Below are 22,538 nucleotides of genomic sequence, written 5' to 3'. Positions count from 1 at the left end.
CCAGTGGCGAGGTTGCTACGCGTGGACCTCGTCGGCTCCGGTCACGGCAGCGACAGTACGGGTGGCACCGGCGCGGGCCATCGGGCCCGAACCGGCACAGGGCGCCAGATTACCGTGCCTTTCCGCGCCCCTCGGCCGGGCCTGAGCCCGCTCCGGACGCTCCGGCTGCTCCGGCCGCTCCGCGCGCTTCGCGGCGGCCAGCGCGCGGTCGGCGGCGCGCAGCAGCGGTACCGGATGGGTGCCGTCGGCGGGCAGCACCGCGATGCCGGCGGTGGCGCGCAGGCCGTTGCCACCGCCCGGCGCCGGGTCGGCGGACCAGGGGGCACCCGACCAGTCGAGCAGCCGGTGCCGGCGCACGGTCCAGCAGAGCCGCTCGGCGACCGTGACCGCGCCGGCCCGGTCGGTGTCGGGCAGCACCACCAGGAACTCGGTACCGCCGTACCGGCCCAGGGTGTCGGTACGGCGCACCTCCAGGCCGAGCCGCTGGGCCAGGTCGCGCAGGCTCGCCTGCGCCCGGCCGCGCCCGTGCTCGGCGGTGACCTGCTCGAAGCCCTCGACCTCCAGCAGCACCACGGCCAGTGCGCGCTGCGGCTGGGCCGGCGGCCGGTGGCGGCAGTGCGCCACCTCGCGCTCCAGGATGCGTCTGAGCCCGTCGAGGTTGGCCACGCCGGTCAGCGGATCACGGGCCGCGCTGTCCGCCAGCTCGGCGCAGCGCTGCTCCAGCTCGGCGAGTTGGCCGCGCAGCCGGCCCTCCCGGGCGGCACCCGCGCGGGCCGCGCGGCGCAGTCGCACGGCGAGCAGCGCGCCGAGCCCGGCCAGCGGTGCGCTGAGCACGGCAGCCGCCTGCGTCAGGAGCTCAGTGGGCATCGGACTCCCTGCCGGGGACGGGTGCGAGAGGATCGGCGGACCACCCGCCTACCGAGGAGCGGCCATGACCGACGATCCCTTGTACAACGACAAGGCCGCCCTGAGGTCACACCTGTTGGCCGAACGCCGCGCGCTGTCCCCCGAACGGCGGGCGGCCGCCGCGCTCGCGCTGGCCGAACGCGCCCTGCCGCTGCTGCCGCCGGGTGCCGCGGTGGCCGCCTACGTCTCGGTGGGCGCCGAACCGGGCACCGGGCCGCTGCTGGAGCTGCTGCACGAGCGCGGGGTGCCGGTGCTGCTGCCGGTACTGCTGCCCGACAACGACCTCGACTGGGCGCCCTACCAGGGCCGCGAGCGACTCGCCCCGGCCGGCCGGGGCCTGCTGGAGCCGACCGCGCCCGGGCTCGGCCCGGCGGCGGTCGCCACGGCCGGGCTGGTGCTGCTGCCCGGCCTGGCGGTGGACCGGCGGGGACTGCGGCTGGGGCGCGGCGGCGGCTCCTACGACCGGGTGCTGGCCCGGCTGGCCCGGCTCGGCGCCGAGCCGTTGCTGGCCACCCTGCTCTACGAGTCGGAACTGCTCGCCCTGGTGCCCGCCGAGCCGCACGACCGGCCGGTGCACGCCGCCGTCACCCCGGCCGGCGTGCACCGCTTTGGGCCCGGGGTCACGGCGTCAGCGTGAGCTTGTTCTTGGTCGCTGCCTGCACCGCGCTGCTGGTGTAGGCCCAGGTCAGCAGCTTGCCCTGGGACCAGAGCGAGGTCTGGTCGTCGTAGTTGGGGCTGAACGCGTGCCCCGACTCGCCGCCCACGTTGATCCACCGCGAGGCGTCGAAGTCGCTCAGGTCGACCACCATGCGCATCGACGGGATCCAGTCCACGTCGTAGCCCGCCGCCGCCGTCCAGCCCGCGGCGTCGACCGCCGCCGAGCCGCCGCCGAGGTTGACCGGGCCGCGGTTGAGCAGCCGGTGCATCACGCCGGAGAAGAAGCCGTCGTTGTTGATGCCGAGCGTCTGGTTCTTCAGGTTCAGCTGGTGCAGCCGGCCCCAGCTCCAGGTGGAGATGTCCTTGCCGAGGTGGGCGGTGAGGTCCTGGCGGGCGTCCTTCATCGCCTCCTTGAGGATGTTGTCCAGGCCGTGCTGCTGCTGGTGATTGGAGTCGATGTAGCTCCACCACGGGCTGTTCGGGTTGGCCAGCTGCTGGCGGACCACCTCGGTCCAGCGGTCACCGCCGTCCGGCTGCGCCTGGTTGGGGCTGCGGGTGCCGCACTGGGTGACCACCTTGGTCTCGCCGCCCACCGTGCCGGCCGGCTGGTTGGGGTCCACCTTCTGCTGGACCAGCAGGCAGTCGCCCTGCGCGCGCAGGGCGGCCGGGAACTTCTGACCGAAGGCCAGGATCAGCAGCTGGCGCCAGACCCCGTTGTAGTAGGCGGCGGCGGCCGAGTCGGCGTCCTGGTCGTAGTTCCAGTCCTTGAGCAGGTCCTGGGCCTGGCGCACGTACGGGTCGCTGATCTGCTCCTTGAGCAGCATCGGGACCAGGGTCTGGGCCATCACGCTGGTGTTGTCCAGCTGCATCGACTGCATGTCGTCCGGCGAGATCTTGCCGCCGTTGGCCAGCTTGGCGTTGATCTGGTCGGTGATCTCCTTGGCCCGGGTGCCGTAGTCCCAGTCCGTGGTGATCGAGTACTTGTAGGACTGGTCGACCACCGGCTGGTTGGCGGTGACGATGTAGCCGGCGGTGGGGTTCTCCTCGTACGGCAGGGACTTGAACGGGATGGTGCCCTGCCAGTTGTAGCTGGAGTCCCAGCCGGGGGCCGGGTAGCTGCCGTCGCCCTTGCCGCGGATCGGGATCACGCCCGGGGCCTGGTAGCCGATGTTGCCCTGGGTGTCGGCGTAGATCAGGTTCTGCGCGGGGACCGCGAAGTTGGCGGCGGCGGCGCGGAAGTCGGTCCAGTTGGTCGCCTGGTCGAACCCGAAGATGGCGTCCATGGTCCGGCCGCTCTGGTGGTCGTCGTCGAGCCCGGTCCACTTCAGCGCCACGCCGTAGCCGGTGGTGCCGCGGTCGGGCGCGGCGTTGCCGACCGGCGCGTAGGTGCCGACCTGCTGCTGCTCGCTGCTCTGGTCGGAGATCAGCGGACCGTTGTTGGTGGTCCGCACGGTGATCACCCGGTCCGGGCCGCCGGCCACCTTGATGGTCTCCTGGCGGGTGGCGAACTGCTGGTCCTGCCCGTTGACCAGGTAGGTGTTCGGCCCGGTGACCTTCTCCAGGTACAGGTCGGCCACGTCGGCGCCCATGTTGGTCATGCCCCAGGAGATGTTCTGGTTGTGGCCGATCATCACCCCGGGCATCCCGGCGTAGGTGAACCCGGTCACGTCGAACGGGCAACTGGTGCTGACGGTCCGGCAGTGCAGGCCCATCTGGTACCAGTCGCTGGGCATGCTGGGGCCCAGGTGCGGGTCGTTGGCCATCAGCGGCTTGCCGGTGGTGGTGTTGCTGCCCGCGACCACCCAGGAGTTGGAGCCGATGCCCGCGCCCTGCGGGCCGAGCAGCTGCGGCATCGAACCCATCTGGTCCGAGACGTTCTGCAGCAGGCCCTGGGTGATGGCGGCGCTCTGCTGGGTGCCGTTCTGGACGGTCGAGCCGGGCGGCGACTGGTAGTTGCCGCCGGAGTCGACGGTGCCGGTCGGCACGATGGTGCCGTTGCGGCCGTAGGGGTACTGCGGGTAGAGCTGGGCGATCTGGTCCGGGGTGAAGGTCTGGCTCAGCAGCGAGCGGTCGATCTCCTGCTGGACGTTGCCCGAGAGGTTCCAGGCGATCGCCTTGAGCCAGGAGACCGAGTCGACCGGGGTCCACGGCTCCGGCTTGTAGCCGCTGTGCACGGTGCCGAGCAGGGTGTACTCCAGCGAGGCGCTGGCACCGCCGGGGTGCTGGCTCAGCCAGGCGTTGACACCGTCCGAGTAGGCCTGCAGGTACTGCTTGGTCTGCGGGCTGAGCTGGGTGTCGTACTCCTGCTGGGCCACGTCGCGCCAGCCCATGGTGCGCACGAAGGCGTCGGCGTTCACCTCGGAGGCGCCGAACATCTCGGAGAGCCGACCCGCGGTGATGTGCCGCCGGACGTCCATCTCCCAGAACCGGTCCTGCGCCTGGACGTAGCCCTGCGCCTTGAACAGGTCGGCGGGCGTGTCGGCGTAGACCTGCGGGATCCCGTTGGCGTCGCGTTCGACGTCCACCGAGGACCCCAGGCCCGGGACCTTGATCGTGCCGCTGAGCTGCGGGAGCGAGGCTTGCACGGTGTGCACCGCGTACCATCCGCCGGCGCCGGTGCCGGCCACCAGGAGCACGACGAGCAGAAGCACGATCAGACGGGCGCGCCGGAACTTCTTCGCGCGGGACGAGCGGGGCATCTGGGTCCTAGCGGCTGGGAGCGGGGCAACGTCACAGGAGCGGGTCGGGCCGTGACCGCTCACCACATTAGGACGACTCAGGTGGCGCGAGCGCACGGGGGACACCCACGGTGGAACCAGAGGGACCCTACCGGGCCCGCGTGAGGGGGACGGCTCACCCGGCCAGGTCAAAGATCAGGTAAAATGTTAGACTGGTTAACGATTCATCCGGTGATCACCCGCGGATGGTCGTCCGCCACTCCGCTCCGGGCCGCTGACCAGGCGTTTCGGGGCCATTCGTGCCACCACAGTGACCCCTCCCGCGCCGCCGGCCGACCTTCGAAGGCCGTCCCCGACCCCGAGGTGCCCCTGCGTGACCGTTGACCACCTGAACAAGCTCCTGCTCGAATCCTCCGTCGTCCTGCTGGTCGCCGTGGTGGCGGTGCGCCTGTCCACCCGCTCCGGACTGCCCAGCCTGCTGCTCTACCTCGGCATCGGGGTGGTGATCGGCCAGAACGGACTGGGCGTCACCTTCAACAACGCGGAGCTGACCCAGGTGCTCGGCTACGCGGCCCTGGTGGTGATCCTGGCCGAGGGCGGCCTGAAGACCAGTTGGCGCGAGATCAAACCGGTGCTGCCGGCCGCCACCGTGCTGGCCACCGTCGGCGTGGGGATCAGCGTCTTCGCCACCGCGGCCGGCGCGCACTGGCTGGTCGGCCTGGACTGGCGGATGTCGCTGCTGCTGGGCGCGATCGTCTCCTCCACCGACGCGGCCGCGGTCTTCTCGGTGCTGCGCACCGTGCCGCTGCCGTCCCGGCTGAGCGGCCTGCTGGAGGCGGAGTCCGGGTTCAACGACGCGCCGGTGGTGATCCTGGTGGTCGCCTTCGCCACCACCGGGCCGTTCGACGCCTGGTACGTGCTGGTCGGCACGATCCTCGCGGAGCTGGCGATCGGGGCCGCGGTGGGCCTGGCGGTCGGCAAGCTCGGCTCGCTCGGCCTGCGGCACGTCGCGCTGCCGTCCAGCGGCCTGTACCCGATCGCGGTGCTGGCGCTGACCTCGCTCGCCTACGCGGGCGGCGCGCTGCTGCACGGCTCCGGCTTCCTGGCCGTCTACGTCAGCGCCGTGCTGCTCGGCAACGCCAAGCTGCCGCACGGCCCGGCGGTGCGCGGCTTCGCGGACGGGCTGGCCTGGATCGGGCAGATCGGCATGTTCGTGCTGCTCGGCCTGCTCTGCACGCCCGCCACGATGGGCTCGGCGGTGGTCCCGGCGCTGGTGATCGGACTGGTCCTGGTGCTGATCGCCCGGCCGCTCTCGGTGCTGCTGACCCTCACCCCGTTCCGGCTGCCCTGGCAGGAGCAGGCGCTGCTCAGCTGGGCCGGGCTGCGCGGGGCGGTGCCGATCGTGCTGGCCACCATCCCACTGGTGGCCGAGGTGCCGCGGGCCCAGGACGTCTTCAACATGGTCTTCATCCTGGTGGTCGTCTTCACCCTGGTGCAGGGCCCCACGCTGCCCTGGCTGGCCAAGCGGCTGCGGATCTCCGAGGGCGCGATCGGCCAGGACCTCGGCATCGAGTCGGCGCCGCTGGAGCACCTGCACGGCCACCTGCTCTCGATCTCGCTGGCACCCGGCTCGCGGATCTCCGGGGTCGAGGTCAGCGAGCTGCGGCTGCCCGCCGGGGCGGCCGTGACGCTGGTGGTGCGCGAGGGCAGCAGCTTCGTGCCGGACCGCACCACGGTGCTGCGGGAGAAGGACGAGCTGCTGGTGGTCACCACCACCGCGGCCGAGGAGGCGACCGAGCGGCGGCTGCGCGCGGTGGACAAGGGCGGAAAGCTCGCGGGGTGGCTGGCGGGGACCTGACAGCCCGGTGACCGCCGGCGGCGGCGCGGGGGCGAGGGCCCGGGGGCTGCCGGCGACGGCGCGGCGACTGCCAGCGGCAGCGCGAGGGGGTCTTCTATGCGCGTAGACAGAGTTGGCCGCGCCCACGTAGACTTGATCGCGGGTACGCATCACCCGTGCGTTTCCGACACAGAGGTATCAACAGACACCCGCAACATCTGCCTGACGCAGAGTTGGCGCGACCGCTCGGCGGCCGCGGTCCGCAGCACTTCCTGGCCCCGCTTCCATCACCCGGCCAGTCGGACCCGGTAACAACCCCGGTCGACGCGCGAGAGGACGACTCTCGGCGCCGTCGGGGCTTTCCCGTCCCCGCAGGCGCTACCAGGCAGCAGGAAGGACCGACCGTGGCGGCCCGCCCAACGGTCGACAATCCCCAGGCACACCCGGCCGACAGCGTCGAAGCAGTCGAGGCGTCCGGACCGCTCACCGCGCCGGACGAGGCGGACAGCGCTGTGGCACCGGACAGGATGGACAGCACTGTGACGTCGGACACGGACAGCGGTGGCACGCCCATCCGGGTCGGGTACGGCACCCTGCTGCGCACCCCCGGCGCGTGGACCTTCCTGGTCCCCGCCTTCGCCGCCCGGCTGCCGTACGCGATGCTCAGCCTGGGCATCGTGCTGCTGATCCGCGGCACCAACGGCTCCTACGGCATCGCCGGCACCGTCGCGGCGGTCGCCGCCGTGGCCCAGGCCCTGGTCGGGCCGCAGACCGGCCGGCTGGCCGACCGCTTCGGCCAGGCCGCCGTGCTGGTCCCCAGCGTGCTGGTGCACGGGGTCTCGGTGGGCGCGCTGATCGCGCTGGCACTGGGGCACGCACCGGTCTGGACGCTCTTCCTGGCGGCCGTCCCGGCCGGCGCCACCGTGCCGCAGATCGGCGCGATGGTCCGGGCCCGCTGGGTGGGCCGGCTCAGTGACCGGCCCGCCCACCTCAACACCGCCTTCGCCTTCGAATCGGTGACCGACGAGTTCACCTTCGTCATCGGCCCGGTGCTGGCCGGCGCGATCGCCACCACGGTGACCCCGGCGGCCGCGCTGATCACCGAGGCCGCGCTCACCGTGGTCGGCGGGCTGGCCTTCGCCGCCCAGCGGCGCACCGCCCCGGCCCGGCACCTGCCCGAACCCGGCGCTCGACGGACCTCCGCGCTGGCCTCGCCCGGCGTGCGACTGCTGGCCGGCACCTTCCTCGGCGTCGGCAGCGTCTTCGGCGGCATGCAGATCTCGGTCACCGCCACCGCCGAAGCGGCCGGGCAGGGCGGGCTGAGCGGCATCGTCTACGGGATCTTCGCCGGCGGCTCGATGCTGGCCGGCGTGCTGTACGGGCTGATCAACTGGCGGCACTCGGCCCAGCAGCGGATGCTCGGCAGCTACACGCTGCTGGTGCTCGGCTGCTCGACGCTCTGGGCGATGCCCAACCTGACCACGCTGGCGGTGGCCGGACTGGTCTGCGGGCTGGCCATCGCGCCGACCCTGATCACCGGCTACACGCTGGTCGAGACCCTGGTCGCCGACGGTGCCAAGACCGAGGCGTTCACCTGGCTGACCGGCGCGATCGGCCTGGGCCTGGCGGTCGGCTCGACCGTGGCCGGGCAGCTGATCGACGCCGGCGGGCCGTGGACCGGGTTCCTGGTGCCGCTGGCCGGGTCGGGTCTCGGCCTGGTGGCGCTGGTCACGTTGCGGCGGCTGCTGGTGGCTCCGGGGACCCGGGGCCGTACCGTTGCCAGGGGCGGCGGCAGTGCGGTGGCCTCGCTGGCCGGGGTGTCGGAGCGCTGACTCCGGCGCGCTGACTCCGGTGCGTGGTCCGGGGCTGTGCCGCGGGCCGGTCCGGCGCTCGTGCGTCGTCGGCCAGCCGCCGGTCGGTAGGCAGTTCGTCGCCGGTTCGTCGCTGGTTCGTCGCCGGTTCGTCGCCGAATCCGGCGGCACAGCCGACGAGGTACCCCCGCGGCGCCATGTCGGCGCTGGACTGATCAAGCGGAATGCCGCATCATGGACCGTCGTTAGCACTCATCAGGCGAGAGTGCCAGGAGGAAGACAAGTGCCCACGTACCAGTACCAGTGCACCGAGTGCGGCAGCGGCCTTGAGGCGGTGCAGAAGTTCACCGACGAGGCGCTGACCGTGTGCCCCAACTGCGAGGGACGCCTGCGCAAGGTCTTCTCGGCAGTGGGCGTGGTGTTCAAGGGCTCCGGGTTCTACCGGACCGACAGCCGCTCCTCCTCCAGCAGCTCGGTGGGGTCCGCGTCGACCTCGACGGGGGCGTCGTCCTCGGGCTCGAGCACCGGTTCGGGATCTGGAGCGGGTTCCTCGTCGACCTCGTCGTCGAGTTCGAGCTCCTCGTCCTCGACCTCCTCGTCGTCGTCCTCGAGCTCGACCTCGAGTTCGGCCAGCTGAGGCGGCTTCCGGATTTTCTTGCGGAAAGGCCCCTGGTGGCGCCCGATCGGGCGCCACCAGAGGCCTTTCCGCGTCATGGTGCGGTGCGGTGCGCGGTGAGGCGGTGCTGCGTGGTGCCGCGGTGCGGCGTGGAGGCTGCGGGTTGTCCACAGGTGCTGGGTTATCCACAGGAATTCGGTGGGGGCTGGGCGCGGTGGTGTGCGGGTCGGATGCTGGTCCGGCAAGCCCAGGCAGCCCCGCCCGAGCGCCCGACACGGAGGTGGATCCCATGACCACGACCGCGACCACGAGCACGACCGCGCCGCCGTCACCGACCGCCCGGCGGTGCGCCCAGCAGCCGCCGCCCCGGTGCCCGTCCCCGCTGCCGCCGCGGCAGACCGTCCCCGAGTTCCGCCCGATCCGGCGTGGTGGTGGCGGGCGGCAGCGCCTGCGGCAGGCGGTGCGGCATCGACCGGGCGTGCTGGCCACCAGCCTGCTCGCCGCCGCCACGGCGATCGCCGCCGGTCCGCTCTACCCCGGCCCGCCCGGACCGGCAGCTCCGGTCGGCCCGCAATCGCTGCCGACCTCGGCAGCGGCACCGCGCTGCCCCTCGGGGCGGTGAGGGTGCGGCGCGGGGCAGGAAGCAGGGCACTCGGCCGCTTCCGGGCCTGCCGGCCCCTGAGTAGGCTGACTAGCCGCCGTGGTGCGGGGGTCGCTGGCTCAGGTACCAGTCCAGACCGCGCGAAGCCCCGGATTCGCCCCAGCCCGTGTCGGTGTCATCCGCCGTCTGCCGACTCAGCGGGTCCGCGAACACCAGCTTGGTCTTCTTCGCGGGGGCGGCCGGGCCCGGCTTCGCGGCGGTCGGAGCCGCGGGCTGCTGGTCCTGCTCGCTCCGGCTGTCCCGCTCGTGCTGTCCTGCCATCGTCCTGCCTCCGGTCCGGGTTCACTCCCGTCCAGCCTATGGCCTGGCACGGCGCCAGGGGCCAGGCGTAGGCCCGGCCCCTGGCGCTGCCCACCCAGCGGTGGACGTCGTTGATCAGCCCAGCTCGGCCTTCAGGAAGTTGGCCCCGTTGTAGGAGCCCCACCCGGTCACCTTGTCGTAGCCGGTGCCCGCGCTGTAGGCCCCGTTGTTCCCGGACTTCACGTCGTGGAAGGCGGAGGCGTAGGAGCTGGAGGCCGCCAGCGTGTAGATCCGGCTGTTCGCGAACCCGAAGGAGGCCTTGCCCTTGGCCTTGGCCGCACTGTCGTAGACCGCCGTGAAGGCCGCCCAGTTCGGCGCCGAGGCGCTGGTGCCGCCGTACACGTTCCAGGCGCCCTCGGTGTAGACCGCCCAGCCGGTGTTCGGGTCGGCCTCGGAGGCGACATCCGGCACCGACCGGTAGGTGCCCTTGTTGACCTTCGTCTGGTAGCTCGGCGTGTTGAAGTAGGAGGAGACCCCGCCACCGCTGCCGGACCAGGCCGTCTCGCTCTTCCAGGCGCCACCGGAGCCCAGCGAGAGCGTGGTGCCGCCGGCCCCGGTGACCCACGGGTCGGAGGCCGGGAAGTCGACCGAGGTGCCACCGTTGCCGGCGTCGTCCGAGCCGCTGTCACCGGAGGCGGCGTAGACCGACTGGCCCTGCGCCGCGGCCTCCTGGAGGTCGGCGTCGACGGCCACCCGGTTGCTCGGCGTCTCGCCCGCCTCGTAGGTGCCCCAACTCGTGGAGATGACCGGGACGTTGTCGCTGACCAGCTTGCTGTAGACCGCGGTCTCGCCGGCGTCGCTGTTCGGGGCCTCGTAGACCTTGATCGTCGCGCCGGGCGCCAGCGCCTGGACGACCTCGATGTCCAGGTCGACCTCGTCCTGGCCCGACAGGTCGGTGGTGCCACCGCCGGCGTTGACCACGGTCGGCGCGGGGAGCTTCAGGCCGAAGCCCTTGTCGTAGGCCGCCACATCGGACTGCTGGAAGCCGGAGAACTCCAGGAGTCCGACCGTGACGCCCTTGCCGTTGGTGCCGGCCTTGATCGTGGAGGTGAGGTTGTAGGCAGCCTGCGCGTTGGTCGGGCTCAGCCCGGCGGGAGTCTTGGAGCTGGCGTCCGGAGTCGCCTGGGCGGTCGACTTGGTGCTGAAGTGGGTGTACTTGGCGTAGCTGTTGAGGCCGGACACGTCGGTCACCACGGAGGCGATGTCGGCGGGCAGCACCGGCTCGCTGGTGTTGGCGAAGTAGCTGTGCCCGTCCTGGTTGTCCCGGTAGGTGGCCAGGCTGGTCCCGAAGGCCTTCTGCACCTGGGCCGCGGTGCCACTGGCCTCGATGGTGAGCCGGTTGGCGGTCACGTCGCCGACCTGCAGCCCCTGGCCCGCCAGGTAGGCGGAGACCTTGGCGACCGTTGCCGGGGTCGCCCCGAACCGCTGGGCGAACTGGTCCACCGTCAGGTAGTGCTGGTACTCGGCGGAGTTCGGGTCGGTCACCTGGTTGAGGAAGGCGTCCAGCCCTGCCGTGTCCCGCTGCGCGAGGCTGACCGCCACGGATATCCGCTGCCCGGCCGCGACATCGCCGGTGCGGACGGAGTGACTGACCGCCGCCACGACATCCCCGCGCAGTGCGGCGGGCGACTGGGCGGCGGGCTGGGCGGCGAACGCGGGCGCGGCGGCCAGCGCGATGATCGGCAGTGGAGCGGCGAGCAGTCCGACGACAGGCCTGATGCGGAGCTTCACAGAAGTCCTCCTGAGACGGGAGCGATCGACCGAGGGCGCCGACTGCCGCAGGTGCGGCCGAGCCTGGCGCCTTGGTTGGGGTAGCTCCAAGCTAGGCTTGTCGATCCACCGTCAAAAGAGGGATATCCCCTGCTGGTTGTATGTCGCGATCGTGTCCTGGGATGTCGCCGGACGTCATGCCGGTTGCTGCCGGGGTCTGCTGGGGGTCTGCTGGGGTCGTGGCGCACTCGGGCATGACGATGGACCGAGGCACGAGTGCGGCATCGGTGGGGAGTGGGGTGGGACCTCGGGGCGGTTCAGCTGCCGGCGGCGAGGGCTCGGGCGAGACCTACTCGGGAGCGCACACCGAGCTTGCGGTAGACCCGGGAGAGGGTGCCTTCGACGGTCTTCACGCTCACGAAGAGAGCGGCGGCCACCTCGCGGTTGGACGCGCCGTCGGCGGCCAGGCCTGCCATCCGCTGCTCACTGGCCGTCAGCAGTCCACCGTCCGTGCCCGGCAGGGCGACCGTCTGCTCCAGGCGCTCCAACTCCCGCTCCACCCTGGTCAGCAGGGGCCCGGCCGCGTGCTCCGCGCAGAGCTGCCGGGCTTCCAGGAGTGCCGTCCGGGCATCCGACCGATGCCGCAGGCGCCGCTCGACCGACCCGAGGGCCAGCAGCGTCCTGGCCACCTCCAAGGGCAGTACCGCCGCGCGTTGCCGCTCCGCCGCCGACCGCAGCAGATCAGCCGCGGCCCGGCCGTTCCCCAGGCCCGCCTGCGCCAGCCCGCAGGACCGGTCCAGTGCGGCCCGTGCCGGACTGTCCGGCACGCCCTCCCACCGCACGGTCAACTCGCGGGCCTGGCCCAGGACCTGCGCTGCCGCGCCGTGCTCCCCCAGCGCCGCGAGCCCTTCGACCAGCAGCGCGAGCCTGCGCACGGCGGCCGGGTCCGCCAGCTCCGCCGCCGTGCTCAGCCGGTGCGCCTCCTGAAGCGCCTCCACCCCGGCCGCCGTGGCAGTGGCATCGCCGCCGAGCAGGGCCGACTCGCCGAGCGTGCCGAGGGCGCGCACCTGGTGCCAGCGATCGCCGACCGCCCCCCAGCAGGCCGCCGCTCGGCGCGCCAGCTGCCCGGCCCGGTCGGCGCTGCCGCCCGCCAGTTCGGCGAGCGCCACCGCGTGCAGCGCGAGCCCGTGCACCGGACCGGGCGGAGCGGCCGGGGCGGCGCCGGCCAGCGGTTCCCCGGCGGCGGCCAGAACCTCCTGCAGTCGGCCGGCCATCGCCATCGCTGACGCCGCGTCACCGAGCTGGGCGTATGCCGCGCAGCGCAGGGTGAGGGCAGCCGGGCCCGCGACCGCGGGAGTGACCACGCCGGCGGCGGCCGCACCGGTCGCGGCCAAGGCGATCCGGACGGCGGCGGGATCGTCCAGACTCAGCTCGGCATCGAGCAGACCGAGGCGGAGTTCGTGTCGCACGGTGCGCCGCTCCACCTGGCGCAGCAAGGCGGTGGCCTCCGCCAGCGCTCGCCGACCGGCCATCAGGTCACCGTGCGCGGCCCGCACGGTGGCGAGCGTCTCGAGCACGGCGACTCGTTGGGCCACCGGGCCAAGGGCGGGCACGGGTGGCGCGGGCGAGGAGGGCACGGGTGAGAGCGGCACAGGTGAGGACGGCGCGAGCGAGGACGGCACAGGTGAGGAGGGCGTGAGCGAGGCCAGCGCGGCCCGCAGCACCGGGAGCGCCCGCCCGGGGCTGCCCGCGAGCAGCTGGCGCTCGGCGGCCCAGCGGAGCAGCTCGGGTTCCGCCCAGCGCAGGGCCGTCGCCGTCTCCCCCGCTGCATCGGCACCGTCACCGGCACCGTCACCTCCCGCCCCCTCCAGCTGCGTTCGCCGGACCGCGCCGACCTCGGCCAAGCCGTCCGCGATCACCTCCCGCAGCCCCGCCAGCGCCTGCCCGGCCGAGCGGAGCAGCACCACCCGGGCCCGGGTGCGCAGCGCGACCGCCGCCGGGGACAGCGCGTTGGCGCCGCCGAGTGCCCGCAGCGCCAACGCCCGGGCCTCGGGCCAGCGCGCGGCGGCCACCGCGTAGTCGGCCGCGTCCACCACGTGCTCCAGTCGGCGCGCGTCCTGGCCGCCGGCCAACAGGGCCAGTTCGTAGGCCTCTTCGGGCGCGTCGCGCTGGTGGGCGTGGCGTGCCGCCGCAGCCAGGGTGCGGGCGTCCGGCGCGGTCGGCCGGTCCGGCGCGGTCGGCCGGTCCGGCGCGGTCGGCCAGTCCGGCGCCGCATCAGCCACCGAGCCCACCGCGCCCGCTGAACCCGCCGCCGCGCCGAGTTGGGCCAGCGCGGCGAGGTGGGCGCGCTCGTCCGGGTCGGTGGTGGCGAGGGCCAGCGCGCTGCGGGCGGAGGCGAGTTCGGTCGGCGAGGCCTCGGCCAGCAGGACCGCGCGCACCACCGGCTCGCGGAAGCGCAGCTCCCCGGCGCGGCGTTCGGCCTCGGATCCGCCACCGGCCGCGGCCGGTTCGGCGTCCTGCGGCGGGTCGATCAGCTCCAGGACGTCCGCGCGCAGCGCCCCGTCCAGCAGCTGGAGCGGCTCGGCCCCCGTCGCCCGGCGCAGCAGCGCCAGTGTCGGGCGGGCCACCGCCGCGGCCGACAGCAGCAGGCGCCGCTCCGCCGCCCCGTACGGCCGCAGGCGCTCCAGCACCTCGGCGCGCAGGCTGGTCGGCACCCCGTGCGGTCCCAGCAGGCCGAACCGGAAGCCGACCCGCGCGAGTTCCAGTGCCTGCCCCGGATTTCCCGCCGCGGCCAGCTGAACGTCACGCAGCAGCGCCACCGGCAGCGGGCCCCCGAGTTCGCGTGCCAGCAGTTCGGCAAGGGCGGTGGGTGCCAAGGGCGTCAGCCGCGACTCGACGGTCGACGGCGGGCAGATCTCCCACCAGCGGACGGCCGCCGCACCATCGCGCAGGGTCGCGAGCACGCGCACCCCCGCCCCCGTCCGCCGCAGCGCGAAGCCGAGCGCCTGCGCGCTCGGCTCGTCCAGCCACTGCAGCCCGTCCAGCACGAGCAGCAGCCCGCTTCCCTGGGCCCGCCCCGCCAGCGTCCGCAACAGCTCGGCCAGCGCGAGGCCGAGCGCCAGCCGGTCCACGGCGGCGGCGGGCCGGGCGCCGCGCAGCAGGGCCCCGCCCAGCGCGGCGCGCCGCTGCGCCGGGAGGCCGTCGAGCAGGGCGTCCAACCACCCGCCCGGCAGCCCGGCCAGCAGGTCGCAGAGGCCCACGTAGGGCAGCGCCCGCTCCGGCGCCGCCGGTGTGCAGCGCAGCACGGTGGTGCCGAGCCCGGCCGCCTCGGCCGCGAGGGCGGTGGCCAGGGCGCTGCGCCCGATGCCCCCGGGGCCGGTCAGCAGGACCGTGCCGGCCTCCCGCAACGCCTCCCGGGCGGCGCGGAGTTCGGCCTCCCGTCCGATCAGGTCCCGCGCTGCCCCGTCCCGTCCCCCGCCCCCGGCCATCCGCTGAGTCACCTCCCTGTCGCCCGCGCCGCACCATGAACCTGACACATGGTCAGCCAACTGCGACCCGGAGAAGAAGGTCCATCTCAACCCGCCCCGAACGCCCCGTCAATAACCGCGGCACGGCCGACGACCACCCGAAACGCTGAGTTCACGGCCGTTGACCCAGCGCAAAGTCCCGGCTGCGCGGCATGCTCGGGGGCCCGAACCCCATGCGTGGGTTCGGGCCCCCGAGTACGCCGCGACGCCGGGTCAGGCAGCTGGTCAGGCGGCTTCGAAACCGGCGTGTCCGGCGATCTTCTTCAGCTCCGCCAGGGCGTGCTTCTCGATCTGGCGGATCCGCTCGCGGGTCAGGCCGTGCTGCTTGCCCACCTCGGTCAGGGTGCGCTCGCGACCGTCCTCCATGCCGTAGCGGGAGCGGATGATCGAGGCGGTGCGGTCGTCGAGGCGGCCGATCAGGTCGTCCAGCTCCTCGCGGCGGAGCATCACCATCACGGCGTCCTCCGGGGAGACCGCGCCGGTGTCCTCGACCAGGTCGCCGAACTGGGTCTCGCCCTCGTCGTCCACCGCCATGTTGAGGCTGACCGGGTCGCGGGCCCAGTCGAGCACGTCCTTGATCCGGGCCTCGGTGGTGTCCAACTCGGCCGCGATCTCGGCCGGCTCGGCCTCGCGGCCCAGCTCCTTGGACTTCTCCCGCTGGACCCGCCGGATCCGGCCCAGCTCCTCGACCAGGTGGACGGGCAGCCGGATGGTGCGGGACTGGTCGGCGATCGAGCGGGTGATCGCCTGGCGGATCCACCAGGTCGCGTAGGTCGAGAACTTGAAGCCCTTGGCGTAGTCGAACTTCTCCACCGCGCGGACCAGGCCGGCGTTGCCCTCCTGGATCAGGTCGAGCAGCGGCAACCCGCTGCGCGGGTAGCGCCGGGCAACGGCGACCACCAGCCGCAGGTTGGAGCGGATGAAGACGTCCTTCGCCCGCTCGGCATCGGCGGCTATCGCCTCCAACTCCTCGCGGGTGCTGCCCCCGGGGAGTGCGACCCCGTGGTCATCGGCCGCGTCCAGCAGGTGTTGGGCGTAGACGCCGGCTTCGATGCGCAGCGACAGCTCGACCTCCTCGGCGGCATCGAGGAGGGGAGTCCTGGCGATTTCGTCGAGGTACATACCGACCAGGTCGCGGTCGGCCTCGAGGTTGGTCGGGCGGGCCGTACGAGTCCGGTCGGCCCTGTCGCGAACGACGGCACGGGTGGCCATGCTTGCTCCCTTGCTGGTGGATGCCCGGGTCTGGCTCGAGGGTCTGCTTGGGGCGACGACACGCCTCCTCACCATGCGGGACCCCGGGGGCCTCGCACGTAACAATCCAACGAGCAGAATCCGGACAACATTCCCAAGTCGCTCAGATTCTTCGGGTGATGCAGTATGCTGCGCGATCCCAACCCGAATTCGTACGCTCCGCGCTCGCTCCACGACGCTGCGTCGAGCACGGCCCGGTGCATACGGCCGGCGACCGGTATGACGGCAACGCCTCGGGGCCCGCGATCGATCCCCGCACCAGGCCCGCGCAAAAGATGCCAAATCGCGATGCGTCTCCGATCGGATCGACCCGTCGCCCTGGGAAGGTGTCAGCCATGCACCTGACCAGTAGCCCCGATCGCCCCGTCTGGGACCCGCGGCGCATGCCGCGCACCGGGCTCCCGCGTTACGCGGCGATCGCGCTCGGCGCCCTCGCGCTCTTCGCGGCGCTGCTCGCCCTGGTCGACGGCGGCTGGGGCCCGCTGGCCCACCTCGACCACGGCTGGGCCGCGGCGCTGCACGGCTTCGCCGGCCGGCACACCGCGTGGACCGCCTCGCTGCAGACCACCAGCACGCTCGGCGGACCGCTGGTGATGCGCACCCTGCTCGCACTGGCCGCCGCCTGGCTCTGGGCGATCGGCGCGCGGACCCTGGCGGGCTGGACCGCCGCGCAGGCGCTGGTGGGCTGGGGCGTCGAGGCGGCCGCCAAGGTGCTGGTCGACCGGCCCAGGCCGAGCTGGCCCGACCCGGTGGCGCACGCCGCCGGCGCCGCCTTCCCCTCCGGACACGCGATGGCCTCGGCGATCACCGCGGCCACCCTGGTCGCCCTGGTCTGGCCCCGGGCCGACCGCGCGGCCCGGATCGCCTGCTGCGTGCTGGCCGCGCTGGGCACCGTGCTGGTCGGCTTCACCCGGATCGGGCTCGGCGTGCACTGGCCGAGCGACGTGCTCGGCGGCTGGCTCCTGGCGGGTGCGGTGCTCGGCGGGACCACGGTGGCGGTCGAGCTGTGGCGGCCCGGTGCGTTGTCGCGCGATGTGCGACGGGTGGACTGGCGCACCAGACCGCGGGTGCAGAGCGTGCTGGCCCCCGCGGTGCCGTTCCCGGAACGGGCTCCGGGCGAGGGGTTCGGCCACCAGGACCGGCTCGGCCGCGGCTTCGGCGGCGAGTTCGACGACAGGTTCGACACCCCGGCTCCTGACGGCTCGTGAGATACCTCACACGAGTGGTCCGTCAATCGCCCGGGAGGTAACCGGGCAGGGTCGGCCGAGTCCACCCAGTGCGTGCCCAGTCCGGTCAAACAGGGACTTAAGGCCCGATATCGACCGGCAAATCGATCACTCCCGGACACTCGGACCGCCGCGAAAACGGCTGGTTCACGCACCGGAGAGATCCACCACATGACACCGGACTCCCCACCTGGTGCCTCAGTAGGGCAGACTGCTTCGGCTGGGCATACCCATGCCCGGTTCGGGGGACCGAGCACGACAGAGCGCGGCGGTGGCCGGTCGTCCGGAACTCGCGCCCACGCGTCAGCTCCGTACACCGACCAGCAGCACCGCGCTCGCACTGCGGCAGCCCCGCAGCAGCACCTGCCCAGGAACCGAGCGACGGGGGTCCGATGACCACGCACACGGCGGGCGAGCCCTACGGTTCGTACGGCCCGCCCGAGTCGTACGGGTCGGCGCAGCCGTACCCGGCGACGCCGACGCAGGGTCAGCCGGATCCGGAGCAGAACGGGCAGCAGCAGGGGTACCCGCAGAACCCGTACCAGCAGGCGCCGCAGGAGTACGGCACGCCCGGGCAGGAGTACGCCGGACAGGGTCAGGCGTACGGACAGGCCCCGCAGGACTACGGGCAGCAGCAGGGCTACGGACAGCCGCAGGAGTACCCGCAGAACCCGTACCAGCAGCAGGACCCCTACCAGCAGTCGTACGAGCAGCCGCAGGCCGCCTACCAGCAGCCGTACGAACAGCAGTCGTACGAGCAGCAGTCGTACGGGCAGCAGGCGTACGGGCAGCAGCAGGCGCCGTACGGCGGGCCCGACGGCTACGGCCAGGTCCCCGGGCAGCAGTCCGCCGAGCAGGCCGTTCCCGAGCAGTATTTCGCCGGCCACTACCGGGAGCCGGAGCCGTACGTGGTCTCCGAGCCCTACACGCTGCCGCCCGACTACGGGATGCCGCAGCTCTTCGGCGACCCGCCGACCATGTCGCTGTCGCTGCGGGCGATCGAGTCGTACGCGCCACCGGCCCCCGGGCAGCTGCCGCAGCAGCGCGAGCCGAGCGAGGGCGAGCAGCAGTCCGCGCCGTCCGAGGAGGCGGCGGCCAACCGCAACGGGCTGATCATGGCGATCGGCACGATGGGTTCACGGGCGCTCGGCTTCGTGCGCAGCGCGATGCTCGCCTACGCGCTCGGCGTCAAGGACGTGGCGGCGACCTTCAACATCGCCAACACGCTGCCGAACATCGTCTTCACCATGCTGATCGGCGGTGCGCTCAGCTCGGTCTTCGTGCCCGAGCTGGTGAAGGCCGCGCGGACCCACAAGGACGGCGGCGTCGCCTACACCGACCGGCTGCTCACGCTGTGCACGGTGGCCCTGGTGGCGCTGACGGCGGTGGCGGTCTTCGCCGCGCCGCTCCTGGTCAGCATCTACGCACCGGACTGGCACGGGGCACAGCGCGACCTGACCATCGCGCTCGCCCGGTACTGCCTGCCCGAGATCCTCTTCTACGGTCTGTTCACCCTGCTCGGCCAGGTGCTCAACGCCCGTGGCAAGTTCGCCGCGATGATGTGGGCGCCCGCGCTGAACAACATCGTCGCGATCGCGGTCTTCGGCCTCTACGCCGTGATCGGCGGCCAGGCCGCATCGGCCGGGAAGGTGACCTCGGGGCAGACGGCGATCCTGGGCATCGGCACCACGCTGGGCGTGGTGGTGCAGACCCTGGGCATGCTGCCCTCGCTCAAGGCGGCCAAGTTCCGCTGGCGGCCCCGCTTCGACTGGCGCGGCGCGGGACTCGGCCAGCCGCTGCGGGCGGCGAGCTGGGCCCTGCTGCTCGTGGTGGTCACCCAGGTGGCAGCCACCGTGATCACCGCCCTGACCACCAGCATCGACTCCGGTGCCAGCAACGCGGCCTACACCAATGCCTACGCGCTCTTCGTGGTCCCGCAGGGTGTCATCACCATCTCGCTGGTGACCGCGATCCTGCCGCAGATGGCCCGGGCGTCGGACGAAGGCGACCTGCCGAAGATCGGTGCGGACCTGTCCCGGGTGCTGCGGAACTCGGCGGCGATGATCATTCCGATCACCATGCTCTTCATCGCGTTCGCCGGCCAGATCTGCGGTCTCGCCTACGGCTACGGGGCCGGCTCCCAGGGCATCTCGCTGATCAGCTACTCGCTGCTGGCGTTCGCGATCGGCATCCCGTTCTTCTGCGCGCAGTACGCGCTCGCCCGCGGCTTCTACGCGATGAGCGACGCGCGCACCCCGTTCTGGCTGACCGCGGTGGCCGCCGGCACCAACGTGCTGTTCTCCTACCTCGCGTTCGAGATGCTCGGTTCGCACTGGAAGGTCGTCGGCATGGCGGCCGCGCAGACGCTGGCCTGCGTGGTCAACATGGTGATCACCGGCCGCGCGCTGGCCAAGCGCCTGCGGACGCTGCCGCCCGCGCCCGAGGACCCGGAGGCCCGCGCCCGGGTGCTGCGCGCCTCGCTCACCAACCGGACGGGCAGCGGCCTGGAGGGCCGCCGCGTCTTCGGGCTGCACCTGGGGCTGGTGTTGGCCTGCCTGCCCGGTGCGCTGGTGGGGCACTTCCTGGCGAGTGCGATCGGCGGGATGCTCGGTGGCGGGTTCTTCGGCAACCTGTTCGGCCTCGGTGTCGGCTCGGTGGTCGTGCTGGCCTCGCTCTTCGTGCTGGCCAAGCCGTTCGGCGCCGCCGCGGCCGTCGCGCCGCTGGCCCGTCGGCTGCGGCTGCCCTACCCGCAGACCCCGGAACCGGGCAACGGTCGGCGCCGGCGGCGGTAGGGGCGGTCGGCGCCAGGCGCTCGGATCGGCAGGCGTAGGCGTCGGTAGGGTGATCGGACATGACGTCCTCCCGGCCCTCCCAGCCGTTCCCGCTGCCCGCCCACCCGCTGCGGATCGCCACCGCCCAGGCCCCCGTGGTCCGGGGTGCGGTGGAGGCCAATGCGGCCCAGGCCGCCGCCCTGATCGAGCGGGCCGCCGCCGACGGGGTGCGGCTGGTGCTGTTCGCCGAGAAGTTCCTCACCGGGTACGAGCCCGAGCTGATCGCGAGTGATCCGGCCCGCTACACCGTGACCGAGGACGACCCGCGGCTGGCCCCCATCGCCGCCGCCTGCCGGGCGGGCGGCACCGCCGCCGTGGTCGGCGCGGCGACCCGGGACGCGGCCGGGGTGCTGCGGATCTCCGCGCTGGTCTTCGGGCCGGACGGCGTGCTCGCCGCCCGGTACGACAAGCAGCACCAGTTCGGCAGCGAGCCCGAGGTCTTCGCCGCCGGCACGGCCGGTTGCACGGTCGAGCTGGCCGGCTGGCAGCTGGGCCTGGGCGTCTGCTACGACTCGGGCTTCCCCGAGCACGCCCGGACCGCCGCGCTGGACGGCTGCCACGCCTACCTGGTCGGTGCGCTGTTCAGCCGGGGCGGCGGGCGGCAGCAGGTCGACACCTGGTTCCCGGCCCGCGCGATCGACAACACCGTCTACGTGCTGCTGGCCAACCACATCGGGCACACCGGCGGGATGGACACCTGCGGGCACAGCGCCGGCTGGGGCCCCGACGGGCGGCTGCTCAGCGCGCTGGGCGAGACGGAGACCGGGCTCGCGGTCGTCGACCTCGACCCGGCACGGCTGCGCGAGGTGCGGGAGGACCTGCGGATGCTGAGCGACATCAAGGGACGGGACGCGGCGGCGGCCGGCGCGCGCTCACGGGTGCGGCTGGGCTGAGACCTGTCACCGGTCACCGCTCCGTGGCCGGGGCGCAGAGCAGGGCCGCGCGCAGGTCGAGGCGGTCGTCCAGCCTGCCGAGGTCGCGACCGGTCAGCTCCTCGATCCGGCGGATCCGGTAGTGCACGGTGTTCACGTGGACGTGCAGCGCCTCGGCCGTCCGGGCCCAGGAGCAGTCGTGGTCGAGGAAGCTGACCAGGGTGCCCAGCAGCGCGCCGCCGGTGTGGCGGTCGTGCTCGGTGAGCGGGTCGAGCAGGCGGTGGCGGAAGGCCGCGGCCACCTCGGCCGGGATGCCGCGGACCAGGGCGGCCACGGTGTCCAACTCGGCGCTGGCCCCCACCGAGCAGGCCCGCGGGTGGTCGGCGGCAGCGGCGTCCAGGGCGTACCGGGCCTGGCGCAGGCCGGCTGCCAGTTCACTCGCCGGTCGCAGGGCGCGCGGGCCGACCCCCAGCCGCAGCAGGTGGCGCTCGGGCAGCCGGGACTGCAGCCGGGGCCAGACCTCGCGCAGGGCGGCCGTCAGCCGCGCCGGGTCCTGGCCGGCCACCACGGCGACCGCTCCACCACTCTCGTCGGCACCGACCGCGAACGCCCCGCCCGACGCCTCGCCCGACACCTCGCCCGACACGTCGCCGGACAGCTCGCCGTGCGCCGAGCGCAGCGCCTCGGCCAGCGCGTCCGCCGCCCAGGGCAGGTCCAGACCGTCGATCCGGGCGGTGACCGGGACCAGCGGGCCGTCGGCGGGCAGGCCGCAGGAGGCCAGCGCCTCATCCAGTTCGGCGGCGTGCACGAGCGCCGTGCCGGTCAGCAGACCCGCCAGCCGCCCGGCCGCGCGGTGCCGGTCGGCGGCCTCGCCACGGCTGCGGGTCCACAGCACCGCCAGGACGTCCGCGAGTCCGTGCAGCAGGGCGGCCTGACCCGGACCGGCGGAGTGCGGGTAGAGGTACCAGCCGTCGAACGGTGTGTCGCCGCCCTTGCCGATCGGTAGTGCCACCGGGGCGTGGCCGGGAGCACCGGCGGGGCCGGGCAGGGCGGGCCGGACGGTCTCCGGGTCCGGGGCCACGGCGCCGGCCGAGGTGGCGACGGCGCGTCCGGAGGCGGTGACCAGCGAGCAGGGGCCGCAGCCGAGCCGGGAGACCGCGCGCTCCAGCACCTCGGCCGCCGGCGCGCCCGCGTACATCAGCTCGACCAGTTCGCGCCGGGCCCCCTCCGGCACCGCCACCGCCTCGGCCGACTGGGCCCGCAGGTCGCCCCAGAGCCGCAGGTAGACCCGGTCGGTCACCGCCCGGAAGCTCGTCCGGGCCGGCACCGAGAACAGCGGGATCCCGTGCACCCGGCACGCCTCGACCAACCCCGCCGGCACCTCGCCATGGGTGCCCTCCCCCGCCAGCAGCGCGGCCACCCCGGCGCTGCGCAGCGAGGTGGCGAAGCGCAGCGCGCGGGCCTGGGCGGCGGGGTGGTCCGGCTGCCACCAGACCAGCCCGGAGAGCACCAGTTCGCCGGGCTGCAGGTAGCGGGCCGGGTCCTGGAGGTCCGTGGAGGTGACCCCGGTGACCCGCCGCTCCAGCAGTTCGGACGGGCCCCAGGCCAGCCGCAGCCGCAGGTCCGCCACATCCAGGAGATCAGAGACGATCACC

At 73.4% G+C, this 22,538-nt stretch carries 15 protein-coding genes; 8 read left to right on the top strand and 7 right to left on the bottom strand.

The genetic code is table 11. The features are described 5' to 3' along the window. Nucleotides 1-15: 15 nt before the first annotated feature. Nucleotides 16-867, bottom strand: coding sequence for a GGDEF domain-containing protein (locus OG403_RS21720; protein WP_329566889.1), 852 nt, complete (start codon nucleotides 865-867; stop codon nucleotides 16-18). Nucleotides 868-931: 64 nt separating this feature from the next. Between OG403_RS21720 and OG403_RS21715 the strand changes: the two genes are divergently transcribed. Beyond that, entirely contained in the window at nucleotides 932-1,543 is a 612-nt protein-coding gene (locus OG403_RS21715) for a 5-formyltetrahydrofolate cyclo-ligase (protein ID WP_329566887.1), read from the top strand. On the opposite strand, the gene OG403_RS21710 is transcribed toward OG403_RS21715, so the two are convergent. Then, nucleotides 1,527-4,262, bottom strand: coding sequence for a penicillin acylase family protein (locus tag OG403_RS21710; protein ID WP_329566885.1), 2,736 nt, complete (start codon nucleotides 4,260-4,262; stop codon nucleotides 1,527-1,529). The two genes, OG403_RS21715 and OG403_RS21710, sit on opposite strands and share 17 nt — an antisense overlap. Before the next feature lie 352 nt (nucleotides 4,263-4,614). On the opposite strand from OG403_RS21710, the gene OG403_RS21705 reads away from it, so the two are divergent. The 4 genes from OG403_RS21705 to OG403_RS21690 all read left to right on the top strand — a co-directional run bounded on the left by OG403_RS21705 (nucleotide 4,615) and on the right by OG403_RS21690 (nucleotide 9,127). Further along, nucleotides 4,615-6,099, top strand: coding sequence for a potassium/proton antiporter (locus tag OG403_RS21705; RefSeq protein WP_329566883.1), 1,485 nt, complete (start codon nucleotides 4,615-4,617; stop codon nucleotides 6,097-6,099). A 506-nt stretch (nucleotides 6,100-6,605) separates the two neighbouring features. Further along, nucleotides 6,606-7,910, top strand: coding sequence for an MFS transporter (locus OG403_RS21700; RefSeq protein ID WP_329572435.1), 1,305 nt, complete (start codon nucleotides 6,606-6,608; stop codon nucleotides 7,908-7,910). A 262-nt stretch (nucleotides 7,911-8,172) separates the two neighbouring features. After that, complete coding sequence (locus OG403_RS21695) at nucleotides 8,173-8,526, top strand: FmdB family zinc ribbon protein (protein ID WP_329566881.1); 354 nt, start codon at nucleotides 8,173-8,175, stop codon at nucleotides 8,524-8,526. A gap of 268 nt (nucleotides 8,527-8,794) precedes the next feature. Continuing rightward, nucleotides 8,795-9,127 carry a hypothetical protein gene (locus tag OG403_RS21690; RefSeq protein WP_329566879.1) on the top strand — a complete coding sequence of 111 codons (333 nt, stop codon included), beginning with the start codon at nucleotides 8,795-8,797 and terminating at the stop codon, nucleotides 9,125-9,127. A 69-nt stretch (nucleotides 9,128-9,196) separates the two neighbouring features. Here the strand turns inward: OG403_RS21690 and OG403_RS21685 are convergent, their stop codons facing one another. From OG403_RS21685 to OG403_RS21670, 4 genes are all read right to left on the bottom strand, one after another. Continuing rightward, complete coding sequence (locus OG403_RS21685; protein WP_329566877.1) at nucleotides 9,197-9,427, bottom strand: hypothetical protein; 231 nt, start codon at nucleotides 9,425-9,427, stop codon at nucleotides 9,197-9,199. Nucleotides 9,428-9,541: 114 nt separating this feature from the next. Further along, complete coding sequence (locus OG403_RS21680; protein WP_329566875.1) at nucleotides 9,542-11,197, bottom strand: S53 family peptidase; 1,656 nt, start codon at nucleotides 11,195-11,197, stop codon at nucleotides 9,542-9,544. A 296-nt stretch (nucleotides 11,198-11,493) separates the two neighbouring features. After that, complete coding sequence (locus tag OG403_RS21675) at nucleotides 11,494-14,664, bottom strand: helix-turn-helix transcriptional regulator (protein WP_329566873.1); 3,171 nt, start codon at nucleotides 14,662-14,664, stop codon at nucleotides 11,494-11,496. A 264-nt stretch (nucleotides 14,665-14,928) separates the two neighbouring features. After that, nucleotides 14,929-15,915 (bottom strand): sigma-70 family RNA polymerase sigma factor, encoded by a 987-nt coding sequence (locus OG403_RS21670; protein WP_442910950.1) that lies wholly within the window; start codon nucleotides 15,913-15,915, stop codon nucleotides 14,929-14,931. A gap of 374 nt (nucleotides 15,916-16,289) precedes the next feature. Here OG403_RS21670 and OG403_RS21665 point away from each other — a divergent pair, with 374 nt between their 5' ends. From OG403_RS21665 to OG403_RS21655, 3 genes are all read left to right on the top strand, one after another. After that, on the top strand, nucleotides 16,290-17,162 hold the full coding sequence (locus OG403_RS21665) for a phosphatase PAP2 family protein (protein WP_329566871.1): 873 nt from the start codon (nucleotides 16,290-16,292) through the stop codon (nucleotides 17,160-17,162). Between the two features lie 410 nt (nucleotides 17,163-17,572). After that, nucleotides 17,573-19,972 carry a murein biosynthesis integral membrane protein MurJ gene (murJ, locus tag OG403_RS21660; protein ID WP_329566869.1) on the top strand — a complete coding sequence of 800 codons (2,400 nt, stop codon included), beginning with the start codon at nucleotides 17,573-17,575 and terminating at the stop codon, nucleotides 19,970-19,972. Nucleotides 19,973-20,031: 59 nt separating this feature from the next. Continuing rightward, nucleotides 20,032-20,904, top strand: a complete 873-nt coding sequence (locus tag OG403_RS21655; protein ID WP_329566867.1) for a carbon-nitrogen hydrolase family protein — start codon at nucleotides 20,032-20,034, stop codon at nucleotides 20,902-20,904. Between the two features lie 13 nt (nucleotides 20,905-20,917). Here OG403_RS21655 and OG403_RS21650 read toward each other — a convergent pair whose 3' ends face one another. Further along, entirely contained in the window at nucleotides 20,918-22,537 is a 1,620-nt protein-coding gene (locus tag OG403_RS21650) for a PucR family transcriptional regulator (RefSeq protein ID WP_329566865.1), read from the bottom strand. Nucleotide 22,538: the final 1 nt, after the last annotated feature.

Origin of the sequence: Kitasatospora sp. NBC_01266 (assembly GCF_036242395.1) — a bacterium.
Taxonomy (GTDB): domain Bacteria; phylum Actinomycetota; class Actinomycetes; order Streptomycetales; family Streptomycetaceae; genus Kitasatospora.
This window is presented reverse-complemented; position numbering and strand designations above follow the sequence as displayed.